The following is a 15,864-nucleotide window of genomic DNA, read 5'->3' on the forward strand; positions in this document are numbered from 1 at the left end:
TGCTCTTACACCGGATATCATATGAATTTATAGTTATTTTCCTCAAAAAAAGCCGTGTAAAAATTCTACACGACTCTGTACTTTATATACTTGTTAATTCACCAATTACTTCGTTCACCTGAACATCTTTCGTTTCCGCTAAATCAGAGCTCTCCACCTTATCCATGTTTGTCAAGGCAACAATGATGTCCGTTTTCTTCCCTGCTTTACGAACCGCGTCCAAATCAACTTTAGCGATCATTTGACCACGTCCGACATGCTGGCCGGCCTGTACATAAAGCTCAAAAGGTTTGCCGCCAAGATCAACTGTGTCTAAGCCCATGTGCAAGAGAACCTCAACCCCTGAAGCTGTTGTAATTCCTACTGCATGTTTTGTAGGAAAGACATTTGAAATAGTCCCAGCTACTGGAGAGAAAATTTCGCCAGATGTCGGCAACACCGCATAACCGTCCCCCATCATTTTCTCTGAGAAGACATCATCTGAAACTTCAGTGATTGGAACTAAGCGTCCGTTTGCCACCGCGTACATCGCCTGTGTTTTAGGTGCTTCCTCTTCAACAATCGCCTGCGTTGTAACGGCCTGTGCTGTCCCTCCGCCGCCATGTAATCGATTCATTTCGTCTGCTACAAATTGCACTTCGGTTCCAACAATGACTTGAATGTTTTTATCATCAATCACTTTCAAGCCAGGGACTCCCGTGGACTTAATCTGACTTTGATTAACTGTACTTGTATCTTTGAGTTGCAGACGCAAGCGAGTCGTACAATTATCGATTGAAAGAACATTTGCTGGTCCGCCCAGCGCTTCGTAAATTTTCTGAGCCATTACCACGTGTTTGTTGTCGCCAATCATGTCAATATCCGGCATTTCCTCACCGTCATCTTCTTCGCGTCCTGGTGTCATCAAATTGAATTTAACAATTACAAAACGGAACGTCACATAATAGACAACTGCCATCACTAAACCTAGAAGAATCAGCATGAATGGTTGATTCGCTATCGGCACACGCAAACTCAAGAAGAAATCAATGAAACCAGCACTAAAGTTGAAACCAGCTGTCCATTTGAAGGTTGCTGCGATAAACATTGAAATACCTGTTAGGCAAGCATGAACCACATAAAGCGGCCATGCTACAAACATAAATGAGAACTCTAATGGTTCCGTTACTCCTGTGAAAAATGAAGCAAAAGCTGCTGCTACCATCAATGAGGCAGTCACTTTTTTCTTCTCTGGTCGTGCACATTGATAAATCGCCAAAGCCCCTGCTGGTAACCCAAACATCATTACTGGGAAGAAACCAGCTTGATAACGGCCAGTGATTCCTCGAACGCCTTCACTTGCCCAGAATTTACCAATATCATCAATTCCAGCCAAATTAAACCAGAATACATTATTCAACGCATGGTGCAGCCCTGTCGGAATCAATAACCGATTGAACAATCCATATAAACCAGCGCCTAATGGTCCCATGCCAGAGATCAGTTCTCCAAAGCTTACTAATCCGTTATAAACTGGTGGCCAAACAAAGATCAAAGCCGCAGAAATTGCCGCCATCAATCCTGCCGTTACGATTGGCACCAAACGTTTTCCGCTAAAGAAAGAGAGCGCCATTGGTAATTTGACACTACTGAAGCGATTATACATAGCCGCCGCTACTAAACCAGCCAAAATCCCCACGAACACATTTTTAAAGTTGATTGCGGCAAATGCGATGTTTACATCCTCCACCGCAACTTTAGTAAACATTGCCACCGCATCGCTATTGACCAACGTCATCGGGGTCAAGAATGCCACTAACCCAGATAAAGCAGCTGCGCCATCCTTATCTTTTGACATCCCCAAAGCTAGACCAACGGCAAACAATACACCTAAATTATCTAAAATCGTTCCGCCAGCTTTGATCAAGAAGGCCGCCAACAAATTATTTCCGCCCCATCCGCTAGGATCAATCCAATACCCAATACCCATAAATAGTGCTGCTACTGGCAAAGTTGCCACTGGTAACATCAACGAACGCCCCATACGTTGCATATATGCTTTCATAGTTATTCTTCTCCTTTATTATGTTCTTTCATTTTGCGCAATCGTTCAACATGGATAGCCACATAGCCTAATTCCTCTGTTGTGATCGCTAATTGATAACTCTTCATCAAAAAGACTCGAATTTTTTTCGCAACTTGATAGCTCTCAGGATATTTGTTTCGTACCATCTCAATAATATCTTGGTCCAAAACAGCATAGCGTTGATTCTGATAACGCTGCAATAACAGACGCAAATGATTCGCTAACCGCGAGTAATCCAAGGCCATTTCGCGCGAGTGGATATTTATTTCCAGTTCTTGTTCAATCAAATGAATCACATCGGAAATAATCGTCACCTCACGAATACTGTCGTGATTATTATTTTTCCCTGTACGAGCGCTATGAATATGGATTGCGATGTAGCCTGCTTCATCATATCCGTAAGGAATTTCCAAGGTACGATTCAAATAGTCAACTGCCCATTGAGCGATTCCAAATTCTTCGCCATAGAGAATCTCGATCTCGCTTAAAAGCTTGTTTCGAATAACGATCCCATTGGCAATATTTTGGGCCGCAAAGGCGATATGATCTGTCAATGAAATAAAGATATGCTCATTGAGTTTCTCCATCAGAACAGTCTCCGCATGATCAATAATTGCTTCTGCAGCAAAAAAATAGGATTCATTAATTTGATTTAATAAAGTCTGTAACTTTTGCTGTCCTTCCGGCTCCATTACAAATAACCGCTCAATATCACGGGTAAAGAGTAAATCATTTTTTTGTTTACTGAAGCCGACACCTTTGCCAATGGCAATTTTTTCCTCTCCACGATCATCTACCAACACTGCATTTTGATTCAATATCTTTTTGATTTTCATTCTTTTTCCTCATTCTGCAGAATAATTTCACCGTTCCGACTAGTTATTGGCCAAATAAAAAGGCATGGAAAGAAGCACAAGGAAGCTCCTTGCGTTTCTTTCCATGCCTAGTATGATCTAGTCACATGAAACAGTATTTGTTAACGCTTTTAATTGTATAGACCAATGTGAATTTTGTCAACACTTTTTTACGCTTTTCTTTCAAATAATTTGATTTTTTCGATAGTTTTCACATAAAATTTGAATTTCACGATATATATCTTGACACATGGCTTGATTTTCCGCATTTGCTCCGCTAGCTAACGGGTGTCCACCACCATGATATCGCTTAGCCAACTCATTGATAACCGGGCCCTTAGAACGAAGCCGAACACGATAATAGCCTTCTGGCTGCTCTACAAAGATTGCCCAAGCCATGACAACATCAATCGTCCCTGGTAATGGCACAAGCGCGGCAGTATCTGAATCCTTGATGCCATATTTTTTTAAGATCGCTTGATCTAAAAATACATATCCAGCGCCATTTTCGTCAATTTGCAAGTTCTGATAAAGGTACCCTGAGAGCTTCGCGACATCCAAAGAAATCTGATCAATCTCTCGATTTAATTTCGCTGCATCAAAATCATAGTCTAGTAATTTTGCCGCTACTTGTAAGGTATGTGAAGTCGTTGCCGGATATAGAAAACGCCCAGTATCACCAACGATCCCTCCATATAATAACCGTGCGGCATTTTCAGTCATCACTAAATTCTCCGAAAAAGCAAAATCTGCAATGATTTCACTACAGCTGCTGGCTTTTGGATTAACCCAGAGCAAATCGCCATAAGGGTCATCATTGGGATGATGATCAATCTTGATTAATTTCTCACCCAATCTGTACCGTTCATCGCTGATTCGCGGAGCATTTGCCGTATCGGTTACGATCACTAAAGCTCCTTTATATAGCTCATCAGTAATTTCATCCATCTCAGCTAGGAAAGCCAGACCTTCCACCGACCCACCGACCTGATACACGTTCTTTTCCGGAAAAGTTGCTCTTAGTATCTCAGCAAGTCCGCATTGCGATCCTAATGCGTCTGGATCAGGCCGCATATGGCGATGGATAATGATCCGATCATAGTCTTTAATTGTTTGTAAAATCTCTTCTGTAATTGTCATGCAAATTCCTCTTTCTAAGAACGCTCCATCACTTGGCAGACCACGATCGCTTTAGCCACGATCACATTGTCGATATAAACCTCCAAATCGACTTTAGCTGAGCGCCGCCCTAGTTCTAATGTTTTCGAATGGATCTCAATCTCACTTTCCAATTGAATCAAACGCAGATAATGTAAATTCATTTGTTCGATCAATGTATTGCGGCGTTGATCCATTAAAATACTTCGCTGAGCCACGTTCGCGACAATCTCACTAAGCACGCCGAACGAGATTGTTCCCACACTATTAACCATTTGCGGTGTAACTTCAAATTTGAAGTATGGATTTTCCAACAAATTATCCTCTCGGTCTGTATCGACTGTTACGATATCTCCGACGATTTGATCAGAGATCGTATTAGACATTTGCGGTTGTCGCTGTACTAGCTGCATCGCCTTCATCACGTCTTGGCGACTGACCATCCCCACTAGTGAGAGGTCATCTTTCACTACCGGCATCATTTCAAGTCCGTCCCAAATCATTTGATGGCTAACTGAAGCGACACTCATACTTTGCTTCACAACATTTGGATCGCGAGTCATCACGCGGTCGATCACTTGATTCTCGGCTTTGCCTAACACATCTTTTGCCGTCACTACTCCTAAGACCCTCATCCCTTTATTTACAACAGGAAAACGCGAATGACCAGTTTTTTCAGATAAATGATGGTAGTTTGCGATCGTATCACCTGATTGCAAATACACTGTTTTTTCTAACGGCATATAGATGTCGCTGACCTGCATAATATCCTTTTTGATCAGCTGATCACTCAACGCTCGATTGATCATCGTTGCGACTGTGAACGAATCGTAAGTCGTACTCAAAACAGGCAATTCTAAGTCATCCGCTAGCTCAGCGATTTCAGGAATCGTATCAAAACCACCAGTAATCAAGACAGCAGCACCATCTTGCAGCGCTAGTTTTTGCGCACCCTCGCGGTTCCCAATGATCAATAATGATCCTGGTGTAATATAGCGGCGCATCGCGTCTTCAGTCATGGCTCCAATAACAAACTTATTCAGGTCTTTATCTAACCCGTTTGAGCCACCTAAAACCTCGCCTTCAATGATGCGAACAACTTCACCAAAGGTCAAGCGTTCAATATTTTTCTTCAACTTGCGTTCAATTCGAATCGTTCCTACACGTTGGATCGTTGATACCAAACCAATATTTTCTGCGTCTTTGATTGCACGATAAGCGGTTCCTTCACTGACACGCAGATTTTTTGCGATACTTCGAACAGAGATACGCTCGCCCACTGGCAGATTTTCAATATGTTCTAAAATCAAATCATGTTTTGTCGCCATAATTTCCTCCCGTTATAGCATTTATCTATCGTAGTAGTACAGCTTAGCAAAACTAGTATAACAGAGTGCCTATAAAAAAAGAAGTCAACCGTTACCATTCAAGTAACAATCAACTTCTTTTGTACTAATGGATCAATTCATTTGATGCTTTTTTTCTAAAGCGAACAAGCGAGATTACTAACGCAATGACACAGATTACTAAAGATGCTATAAACGTCACTCTCATTCCAAAAATAAAAATTTCCGGGCGTCCTTCAATATAAGTCGTCACCCTCTGACCATAGGAAGCACTCATACCGCTATATAGAATCGTCGTTGATAACGCTATTCCGATGACCATTCCTAAATTACGGGCAAATGAGTTCATACTGCCTGCCACCCCTAAATTTTCCTTTTCGACACTGCTCATGACAATTGTATTATTCGGCGATTGAAACAAAGCGTTTCCCATCCCCATAATGGCCGTCGCTAAAACATAGTACCAGATCGGACTCGCTTGATTCATGAAGACATACAATAATTGTGTGATGGATAATAATGATAAACCGATCAATACCAATTTTTGCGGGCCGATTTTATCTGTCAAATATCCGCTAAGAGGTGATCCGATGACCATCAGAAAAGGAAATACCATCATTAACAATCCTGCATAACTAGCAGTTAAGCCTCGAGCATTCTGTAAATAAAATGGCATGACCACATTTACAAAAAAGTTGGCCGAGAAAATCAAGAGTGCCGTGATCAGACTCATCGTAAACATCTTATTTTTTAAAATACTAAAGACCAATAGCGGGTTTTCTTTTCGTCTCTCCACTTGAATAAATAGCATGAAAAATAGCACTGCAACGATTAACAAAACAATGGGTACCCTATGAAAATAGCCGACTTCTTGTCCAATAAAAACTGCTCCGAAGAAACTCATGATCGTTATTGCAAACGTCGCAAATCCCAACCAATCGATCTTCTTTTTGGACATCGTAATATCCTTTGGTAAAAATTTCTCCCCGATCAAAATCGTCAAAATTCCCACTGGAACATTAATCCAGAAAATATAGGACCAAGAAAAACGTGCCAAGATCAACCCACCGATACCAGGACCAGCGATCGAACCTAGTGAAACAAAGGCTCCAATTGCCCCTAACGCTCTTCCTCGTTCACTCATCGGAAAAACTTCAGTTGTGATCCCTGTATTAGTTGCCATCGTCATACTGGCCTCAATACCTTGAACCACTCGACCAAAGAGAAGCATCGCCAATGAATGATTAAAACCACACAGTAGCGAACCTAAAGTAAATATAACCGTACCGATCCGATACACTTTAATCTTGCCAAAACTATCTCCGACCTTTCCGAAAAGCAGCAAACAGGCACAAACAACCATTAAATAGATCGATACGACCCATTCTGCTTTGTTCATCGGTACTGCCAAATCTTTCGAAATAGTTGGCAACGCGATATTTACGATACTAGAATCCAAGGTAGACATAAAAGTAAACATCGCCACAGATACTAAAATCCACCAACGGTTCTTTTGAACCCCTTGATCGTCTTGATAGGTTTTCATTAAAAGACTTCCTTCCACTATATAATCGTCATCTCCTAAAAAGAGCCTCTTCCCGCACATATCATCATAAATACTATTCACGTTCTGGCAAATTGAATAAAGCGCAAAATTTTGTAAGCTGGGAAAAGTTAAAACGACAAAAATAAACCATAGTTATTTTAAAGGATAGTCTCTATGGAATGCAAACCAAAATAAAAACGAGAGATTATTCTCCCGTTTTTTCACCATATTTTCCTTCTTCACGATCTTCAAAAGTCATGAAATAGCCATTTGTAATTCTTTTTTCATAAATATGATGACAATTTGGACATTCGACCGGCATCGCTTCTTTCGGATGCTCCTGAACATTTAATACTTCATCAACAAAAAAATGTGTGCCGCAATTTGGACACTTCAATGGTTTTTCCAACATATGACCAGCCCTCTCTACATTTGCTACTATTTTAATAATACTCCTTTTTGGCAAAAAAATAGAGTGGTAAGTATTAAAAAAGTATCTCCAATCAAAAAATGGTTGGAGATACTTCACATTCTACTATTTCCGACGTCCGCGACGTTGGTTTGCTTCCATAATGACTGGCAAGATCACTGGACGACGTTTGGTTTGTTCAAACAAATGGCGGCTCAGTTGATCACGAATATCTTGTTTTAGCTTGCTCCATTCGAAATCATCCGAATGGAGATGTTTTTCAACGATTTCACTAGTTGTCTCCGCACTTTCTTTGATCAAATCACGGCTGGCCTTGATATAGACAAACCCGCGAGAAGTAATCTGCGGTGCAGATACAATTTTTTTCTGTTTGCGATCGATCGTTACTACAACAACAAAAATCCCATCGTCGGATAGAACCTTACGATCCCGTAAAACAATATTACCGATATCGCCGACTCCGATCCCATCAATCATAATGTTGTCTGCTGGTACGCTACCGGCTGCGCTCATGTGTTTATTCTTGTACTCCAGCACATCGCCACGACCAGTAATAAAAATGTCTTTAAACGGTATCCCCAGCTCATTTGCTAAGCTAGCATGAGCAGCTAATTGACGATATTCACCTTGTACTGGAATAAAATACTTCGGTGACATAAAATTCATCATCAGTTGCAGATCACGAGGATTTGCATGCCCTGAAACCCTTAAGTTTTCCGAAATGCTCTTCACGATACCGCCAGCACGATAGATCATGTCTTCCGTTTTCGCGACAGTTGTTTCCATCGCAATCGTTGGCGTCGTTGTGATGTAAACTAAATCACCATCTTCGATCTTTAAGTTGCGATGCGAACGATTAGCCATTTTCTGCAATGACTTGATTGGTTCACCCATCCGACCTGTTTCTAAAATAATTAATTCTTCAGGAGGATATTTCTTCATTTCTTTGATTGTAACTAAGATATCTTCTGGGACTTCCAATTTGATTAAGCGCATCGCTGTTTTAATGATGCGATCTAAATCTTGTCCTGTTAAGACCACCTTGCGACCTGCTTTTTTCGCGGCATTCAAAATTTGCTGCACACGTTGAAGGTTGCTTGCTACGCTGGCTACGATAATTCGGCCATCCCATTCATTGATGGTATCGTAAACTTCGCTGGCAATTTCCCGCTCAGAAGCTACTTGAATCGCATTTTCAGCATTAGATGAAGAACTCAATAATGCCAGAACACCCTCCGAACCAATTTCAGCTAAACGGCGATAGTTTGTCGCATACATTGGAATCGCCGTTGGATCAAATTTGAAATCACCGGTGTAAACAACACTTCCCTCATCTGTTTTCAAACTGATGCCTACAGAATCCGGAATGGTATGTGTCGTCCGGAAGAAGCTGATGAGCGCAGTGCCAAAATCAATCTCAGTATGTTCATCGATTACGTGAAAATCTTTGAAGGCTTTACTCTCTTCATTTTGACTCACGTTTAATTTTGCCAACTCAATCGTCAGTTCTGTCCCAAAAACCGGTACTGCCACTTCAGATACCAAATAAGGCAATGCACCAATCGCATCTGCATGCCCATGTGTCAAGAAGACCCCCGCCACACGCTCCGCATTTTCAATTAAATAGGTAAAATCAGGAATCACAACATCGATTCCCAGTAATTCATTTTCTGGATATTTCAGTCCGCAATCTAGGACGAAAATATCATTATCCACTTCAACAGCATACATGTTTTTACCATTTTCACGTACACCGCTAAAAGGAATTATTTTGACTGTACTCAAAAAATCCACCTCTCCAAAATTTTTATAATAGATTTATCTATCGTTTCAGCTTACTCAGACCCCGTAATCAGTTCGGTCTGTGCCTATACTCATTAGCTATTATACATGATTTTTTCTGAAAAACCATTGATGGAAAATGAATGAGGATTTCCTTTAACAGAATCTTACTTTATTTTTGATGTCCCTTTAGCAGAAACACGAGACTAAACCGGTCTTAGTTTTGCTGCGCCTATCATTAGGCTGAACTTATTAGAACTACCGATCAACCCTTATAAACTGTAAAAAGCATCACGCACAGCTAATTCGTCATAAAGAATTATTTTTGTTAACCGAAAGAATCAGTTAGGCCTTCATTGCGCATAGGATTCTACTAATTGCGTTGAAGTGCAAAGTGTGACTCTCGCAAAAAGAAGCGTGAATTAGATTCACGCTTCTTCCAAACTATTCAAATAAATTCATTTCATACATTGTTTCAGCGATTTGCAGTGAGTTCCAAGCAGCGCCTTTTAATAAGTTATCCGAAACGACCCAAAGGTGAATCCCTTTTTCTTCGTCTGGATCTTTACGAATGCGTCCAACAAAAGTTTCCTTCTTGTTAATGCTATTCAACGCTTGCGGATAAATTTGTTGGCTTGGATCATCCTCTAACACTGCTCCAGGAGCGTTAGCAATTAATTCTTGAATCTCCGCTACTGTCGCTGTTTTTTCTGTTTCGATATAGACTGATTCCGAATGTCCGCTCATAACTGGAATTCGTACGCAAGTCGCTGAGACTTTGATCGTATCATCTTCCATGATTTTCTTCGTTTCATTAATCATTTTCCATTCTTCATTCGTATATCCGCCATCGGTAAATACATCGATTTGAGGCAATGCGTTGAATGCTAATGGATAATGTTTTTTGTCGCCCCCACATGGTAAAATATCAGCCTTCCATTCAGAGGCTGGTTTCTCATCTAAAAAGTCATTTGTTTGCTGTTTCAATTCTTCCATAGCCTGATGACCGGCACCAGATACTGCTTGGTAAGTAGAGACAATCACCCGTTTCAACCCATAGGCTTGGCGAATCGGTTCTAAAGCTACCATCATTTGGATTGTTGAACAGTTTGGATTGGCGATAATACCTTTATGTTTACGTAAAGCGGTTGGATTCACTTCCGGTACCACTAAAGGAACATCTGGGTCCATCCGATAATGGCTCGTATTATCCACTACGATTGCCCCGCGTTTCACTGCTTCCGGTGCAAATTTAGCAGAAATCCCGCCTCCCGCTGAGAATAAAGCTAGATGCACTCCCTCGAACGAATCAGGTACCAATTCTTCGATCGTTTGGGTTTCGCCTTTAAATGAAAGTTGCTTTCCAGCAGAACGCTTCGACGCCAAAAACTTTACAGTGCCTAGAGGCAAAGAACTATTTTCTAATAGTTTGATCATTTGTGTTCCCACTGCGCCTGTAGCGCCAACTATTGCAACATTCATTTCTCTCATCATAATCACTCTTTCGCTTCATATTATTTTAACATTTTATCATATTGATTCTGAAACGCAAGCAATCTTTTGCCTTCCGCTTTAATTCAAATTATTAAAATATATCGCACAAAGAAACTCTTATATTCCAACGCTAACTCCCATCTATATAACTGATATAACAAAGATAAGATAAAATTTCTAATCAAAATATTTCAAAATAATTTAAAAAAAAACAAAGATTATTGAATTTTTTTGTTGTTATTTTATAATAAAAGCTTTAGAATTAATATATAAGCGTTATTCATAGGAGGCCGATCATGGAAGTTAATGGGGTATATCATTAAGCAAGCGCGAAAAAACGCCTGCTTAACACGTGATGCCCTTAATGACATTTGTTCCCCAGCTGACTTAGTATTAATTGAAGAAAAAAGCAAAGGCATATTGGAAGTTATCCTAGATCTTTGTATGAAACTGGAAATTCCTATCATCAGATTTTTCCAGAAAAAATTCTTTTAGCAGAAGTCTCTTTGTTGAACATCGTTCGTTGTCTGCATTTACGTCAAGAGTTTTCTAGTGTTCTTTTTTGGTTAGATGCCTATGGAAAGAAAATTACTTACGAGAATGCACGAATCGTTGGCCACCTGATGTATTTCCGAGCTTACGCAACTTTATTGGGCAATCATGATACTAAAAAAGCCGTCCACTATTTTCAACGAGCCTATACATTTTTGCACGATGAGAAGCGATATGAACTGCTGGTGCTTAAGGGACTGGCAACTTGTTATCAATCACACGAAGAAAAAAACGCGCATGTATTTTCTTTAAATGCGCTGAACAATTGGAGGAAAAAATGAATACTCAACTACAACTAGGTCCATCTTATTATCAAGCAGCTTGTTTCTACGCTGAACGTGGAAATCAAAAAAGAGCCAACGCTCTTTGCGATGAAGGCATCCAAACTTTATTAGAAGTAAATTTGACCGCTGGCTTAGAAGAATTATTTTTTGAAAAAGCAGCTATCCAAGAGAATCCAAACGACCAAGTAGAGCTTTTGAAACAAGCAGATTATTATGCTCAGTTGAATGATAATAATAATCTAAAAGAATTGATTCATGAAAAATTGACACATATCTAAAAAAAGACAAACATGAGCGCAGAGATGTAATAAAAATCTTGTCACACCTCTGCGTTCGTGTTTGTCATAACTTTCAATTATTATAGATTGGACTTGATGACTTTCTTTGAATGATAAAAAACCATATATAAAACCGCAACAACAAGTGGAATCACCGCACAGAAAATATAAATACGTTGATAAGAACCTAAAAGCCCCTTGATCGCCCCTAATAAATACGGACCAACTCCTAATCCTAAATCAAGCCCAATAAAATACGTTGATAGTGCCACTCCAATTCGCGCTGTATCAACTAATTTCAATGTAACTGCTTGACCATTCGCCATAAACGTTCCATAGCCTAGCCCCACAAAAGCTCCCGCAATTAATAATACAACGGCATTTCCGGTAAATGCTAAAAGAATCAATCCAATCGTCAAACAAAGAAAACTTGGATACATCACGGCGTTCTCACCATGCTTATCAAAAATTTTTCCCGACATTGGTCGAGTAATAGTTACCACTAGTGCATAAACAACAAAGAAGAAAGCCCCTGCTGTCACTAAGTGTAATTGATCGGCATAAATAGATAAAAATCCCAAAACACTTGAATAGGCAATCCCGATTAAAAATGCAATTCCGGCAATAAATAGAACTTTAAATTCAATAAAGCTTTCCAAACTGAATGTATTGATTTTTGCCCGATGTTCTTCCGTTAGAACGATATTATTCACTCTAAATTTGAAACAAGCTACTGTCGTGATGAACGCTAATATAACCGCAAGAACGATGATTGCTTTAAATCCAACTAGCGGCAGCAAAAGCAACCCTATGAATGGACCTACTGCCGCGGCTAAACTCGTACTCAACCCATAGTAATTGATTCCTTCACCATATTTCGCCTCTGGAATATAGGCCGTTACGATGGCGTTAGCCGCTGTCGAAACCGCACCATAACCAAAACCATTTAAAAACCGCACACCATCTAAAATGAAGATGTTACTGCTGATCAAATAGGCCGCTGTTGTAATCAAATAAAATAGCGCACCATACCGCAATACTGCTCGGCGGCCAAATAATTCCAATTTCTTTCCGATATACAATCGAGCAAGCAGCGTTCCTATGATGTAAATACCTACCGCAAAGCCGGCTTGTGTAGTTGAAGCGCCTAAACTTTGTGTCGCATATTTTGCAGTAATAACGACAAAACAGTAATAAACTAAAAACACAACAAAATTGATAATCGTAATCGTGACAAAACCTTTATTGAATAATTTTTCTTCTTCCTTAATTTTCATTACCCACTCTCATTATTATGCGATACTTTCATTTAATTTCTTCAAATCAGAAATTTTTTCCGCGACCTTATTATAGTTAGACGGGTAACGATCCACCGCTTGACTGATAAACAAATCCCGTGTGTGGTCAAACGCTGCCAAAAAACTTTCTAGTGTTTCGTCATTTTCCTGCGCATAATCCTTTCTCAGCATTAAGGCATTTTGATAAGCATCATTTAGAAAAACTAAGGCTGCCTCCTTTTCAAATCGTACCTTGTAGGCTGATTCCAATCGTTCGATCATTGCACATGTCCATTTTTTCATGAATAACCACTCCTCTTATTTCCAAAATTTCTAATCACTAGAGCTTTTGGTTTGTTTGACTTACTTAACCGATTATACGGATAAAGAAAAAACAAGAAATCAAATTTCATAATTAGAAAAGACTTTGAGATTTTTTAGCAAAAAAGGACATTAACATTTGTTAGTATCTTTTTTATACATACTTTTGATCAAACTACGTGCTATCTTATGATAAAATAGCAATGAAAATTTCAGTAAGCCACGGAAGGAAAATAGGAAAATTGGATAATACAGCCTTAACAGACTATTTAGAACAAAAAAAATTCCCTATCGTAACAAAGGAATACAAGAAGTATTTACTATACGAAGGGATCCAAGATCATCATGTGTACATTTTGAAAAGCGGAGTCATCAAAACCAGCGTCATTTCAAGAGATGGCAGAGAATTCAATTTGGAATACATCAATGATCTCGAAGTTGTCTCGTTGCTAAAGGATGAATATTCTCAATTTATCGATGCCCCTTTTAATATTCGTGTCGAATCCGAAAAAGCTGAACTCTATCAAATCGATCGTGTGGAATTCTGGAAGGACATCAATCAAAATTTTGAACTACAGATCTATGTTAAAAATTATTATCGTGAACGATTACTGAAATCAATGAAACGAACACAGCAGATGCTGATGAATGGGAAGTTCGGAGCTGTCTGTACTCAAATTTATGATCTCTATGATAAATTTGGAATTGAATTCGAAGATGGAGTATTAATTGATTTTGTTGTAACGAATGAAGAAATCGCTCATTTTTGCGGTATCAATGCTGCTAGCAGTGTCAGTCGTATCATGCATGATTTAAAAAGCTGCGGTGCGATCAAAATAATCGATCGAAAAATCTTTATTAAAAATATCGAATTGATCAAAGATAATATAATTTTCTAAATTCAAAAGGCCCGTCAAGAAATTTCTTGACGGGCCTTTTTTAGATCTCTGTTCCATATTCTACTGGTTTGTCGAATTCGCCCGGCGCATCATCATAAATATGACCATAAATAAAGACCGGCATCCCGATATAACTATAGTCGTAAATTTGCGCTACTTTAGCCTTCGGAGTATTTACACAACCATAGCTGCCTAAATCAGTTTGATAAGCTCCCGGCTGTCCAAAATATTGCAGCTTATGATCGGTATCATGCAGCCCGATTTCGGTGATTGTCTGACCATAACTTAATAAAGGCATCCAATAGTCCACCGGCACATTATACGTCCCATCGCCAGTGGTCAGGACACCACTCAGATCGACATTTCGACGCTTATCCATAATAGTATGAAACCCCGGAACAGTGGCAGTCCCTTTATCGTATCGTCCAGTAATTACATCTGTTTCAACAACCAAATTTCCTTGCTCAAAGCAATACATTTTTTGATTATCTAAATCAACTTCAATATAGTTTTTAATCACATGGAGCGGCTGTTTTTTAGTTTCTCCTCGTAAAACAAGCTGGATCGTTTTGGTTTCAGGATGCTCTAATTCTTTCGCAATTTTCTTGGCAGATTTTTTTATATCAATAAACCAGCCATAATTTCCGACGTTTTTATAGCGTAAATGCTGACCATGAACATTTGTAAAATCCACCGGTTTATAGATTGTTGAATACTCACGTTCCAAATCCGCTACCCATTCCGAAATCATCCCTTGATTAAAAGTTCCTTGTTCATCTACAGAAGCCGCCAGCATTTGTTCATTCAGATAAATTGTTTTTTTGCTCAATCGTAATTTGATTCCGCGTTTTCTGACTTCTTCCAACTTCTGCAGAACTTTTTGCTGTTCTAACTCCTTCGTTGTGATATCCGGCTCCTTATAAAAATCCGCTAAGTCATATTCTGTTTGCAGATTTCCTTCATCAAAAGCCCTACAGAGCTCCTTACGAATACGAGCAGAATCAATCGCAGTTCCACTCTTTTCGGGTTCAATCTGGAATTTTTTATCAGTATAGATAATTTTCGCATTTTTAGCTTCTTTACCTCCAAGGAAAGAAGCAGTATTGATTGCTTCGACTAACTCTTTTTTTGCCCCTTTTTTACGAGGCAAAGTTACTTCTCCTCTGCGAATATTTTTCTTCAAATATTCTTTTTGAATTCGATAAGGTGAAGCGATATGCAATTTGACTGTTTGATTCTCACCTTTCAGTTCGATCTCAAGTAGTTTTGTTTCTTGCTGAATTTTTTGTCCAGCCGCCTCAACTGACAGGCCTCCAACAGCAACATTAGCTACTGTTGAACCAAAGTAAAAATGTGAACCAAAATAAAGATAAATCACCATTAAAAAAGTCATTGCCCCCGCAACAACACCAACGATCCGCAGCACTACTCGATTTTCATGCTCCCTCAACCCTTCTCACCCACTTTTTCAAGCCCATTAATTACTCACATTATAAATCAAATAACTAATTTTTTATTCTAAAACCATAATTATTAATATTTTTTAACATTTTTGGTAAAAAAAGATTCTGAAACTCA

14 protein-coding genes are annotated in these 15,864 nt (G+C 39.3%); 3 read left to right on the top strand and 11 right to left on the bottom strand.

Features of this window, described 5'->3' with window-relative positions; genetic code table 11:
* Positions 1-82: 82 nt before the first annotated feature.
* From nagE to IGI38_RS10885, 8 genes are all read right to left on the bottom strand, one after another.
* Positions 83-2,044, bottom strand: coding sequence for an N-acetylglucosamine-specific PTS transporter subunit IIBC (gene nagE / locus IGI38_RS10850; RefSeq protein ID WP_438729755.1), 1,962 nt, complete (start codon positions 2,042-2,044; stop codon positions 83-85).
* A 2-nt stretch (positions 2,045-2,046) separates the two neighbouring features.
* Positions 2,047-2,901, bottom strand: a complete 855-nt coding sequence (locus IGI38_RS10855) for a PRD domain-containing protein (protein WP_438729758.1) — start codon at positions 2,899-2,901, stop codon at positions 2,047-2,049.
* A 201-nt stretch (positions 2,902-3,102) separates the two neighbouring features.
* Positions 3,103-4,059 carry a DHH family phosphoesterase gene (locus IGI38_RS10860; protein WP_438729761.1) on the bottom strand — a complete coding sequence of 319 codons (957 nt, stop codon included), beginning with the start codon at positions 4,057-4,059 and terminating at the stop codon, positions 3,103-3,105.
* Between the two features lie 14 nt (positions 4,060-4,073).
* The gene (locus IGI38_RS10865) at positions 4,074-5,405 is read right to left on the bottom strand and encodes a DRTGG domain-containing protein (protein WP_438729764.1); all 1,332 of its coding nucleotides are present in this window, start codon (positions 5,403-5,405) and stop codon (positions 4,074-4,076) included.
* Between the two features lie 124 nt (positions 5,406-5,529).
* Positions 5,530-6,969 (bottom strand): MFS transporter, encoded by a 1,440-nt coding sequence (locus IGI38_RS10870; RefSeq protein WP_438729767.1) that lies wholly within the window; start codon positions 6,967-6,969, stop codon positions 5,530-5,532.
* Positions 6,970-7,174: 205 nt separating this feature from the next.
* On the bottom strand, positions 7,175-7,381 hold the full coding sequence (locus tag IGI38_RS10875) for an MJ0042-type zinc finger domain-containing protein (protein ID WP_438729770.1): 207 nt from the start codon (positions 7,379-7,381) through the stop codon (positions 7,175-7,177).
* A 123-nt stretch (positions 7,382-7,504) separates the two neighbouring features.
* Positions 7,505-9,184, bottom strand: coding sequence for a ribonuclease J (locus IGI38_RS10880; RefSeq protein ID WP_438729773.1), 1,680 nt, complete (start codon positions 9,182-9,184; stop codon positions 7,505-7,507).
* 441 nt (positions 9,185-9,625) lie between these two features.
* The gene (locus IGI38_RS10885; RefSeq protein WP_438729776.1) at positions 9,626-10,675 is read right to left on the bottom strand and encodes an aspartate-semialdehyde dehydrogenase; all 1,050 of its coding nucleotides are present in this window, start codon (positions 10,673-10,675) and stop codon (positions 9,626-9,628) included.
* A gap of 440 nt (positions 10,676-11,115) precedes the next feature.
* On the opposite strand from IGI38_RS10885, the gene IGI38_RS10890 reads away from it, so the two are divergent.
* Both IGI38_RS10890 and IGI38_RS10895 read left to right on the top strand, forming a co-directional pair.
* Positions 11,116-11,508 carry a hypothetical protein gene (locus IGI38_RS10890; protein WP_438729779.1) on the top strand — a complete coding sequence of 131 codons (393 nt, stop codon included), beginning with the start codon at positions 11,116-11,118 and terminating at the stop codon, positions 11,506-11,508.
* Positions 11,505-11,789, top strand: coding sequence for a hypothetical protein (locus tag IGI38_RS10895; RefSeq protein WP_438729781.1), 285 nt, complete (start codon positions 11,505-11,507; stop codon positions 11,787-11,789). The genes IGI38_RS10890 and IGI38_RS10895 overlap by 4 nt, the downstream gene beginning before the upstream one ends.
* An 80-nt stretch (positions 11,790-11,869) precedes the next feature.
* Here the strand turns inward: IGI38_RS10895 and IGI38_RS10900 are convergent, their stop codons facing one another.
* Entirely contained in the window at positions 11,870-13,066 is a 1,197-nt protein-coding gene (locus tag IGI38_RS10900; RefSeq protein ID WP_438729784.1) for an MFS transporter, read from the bottom strand.
* 15 nt (positions 13,067-13,081) lie between these two features.
* A complete protein-coding gene (locus IGI38_RS10905; RefSeq protein WP_438729786.1) occupies positions 13,082-13,369 on the bottom strand; it encodes a hypothetical protein in 288 nt (95 codons plus the stop codon).
* A 221-nt stretch (positions 13,370-13,590) separates the two neighbouring features.
* Here IGI38_RS10905 and IGI38_RS10910 point away from each other — a divergent pair, with 221 nt between their 5' ends.
* A complete protein-coding gene (locus IGI38_RS10910) occupies positions 13,591-14,286 on the top strand; it encodes a Crp/Fnr family transcriptional regulator (protein ID WP_438729789.1) in 696 nt (231 codons plus the stop codon).
* A gap of 40 nt (positions 14,287-14,326) precedes the next feature.
* Here the strand turns inward: IGI38_RS10910 and IGI38_RS10915 are convergent, their stop codons facing one another.
* Complete coding sequence (locus IGI38_RS10915; RefSeq protein WP_438729791.1) at positions 14,327-15,736, bottom strand: L,D-transpeptidase family protein; 1,410 nt, start codon at positions 15,734-15,736, stop codon at positions 14,327-14,329.
* Positions 15,737-15,864: the final 128 nt, after the last annotated feature.

The organism is Enterococcus sp. AZ128, from assembly GCF_051714485.1.
In the GTDB taxonomy this organism is placed as follows: domain Bacteria; phylum Bacillota; class Bacilli; order Lactobacillales; family Enterococcaceae; genus Enterococcus_A.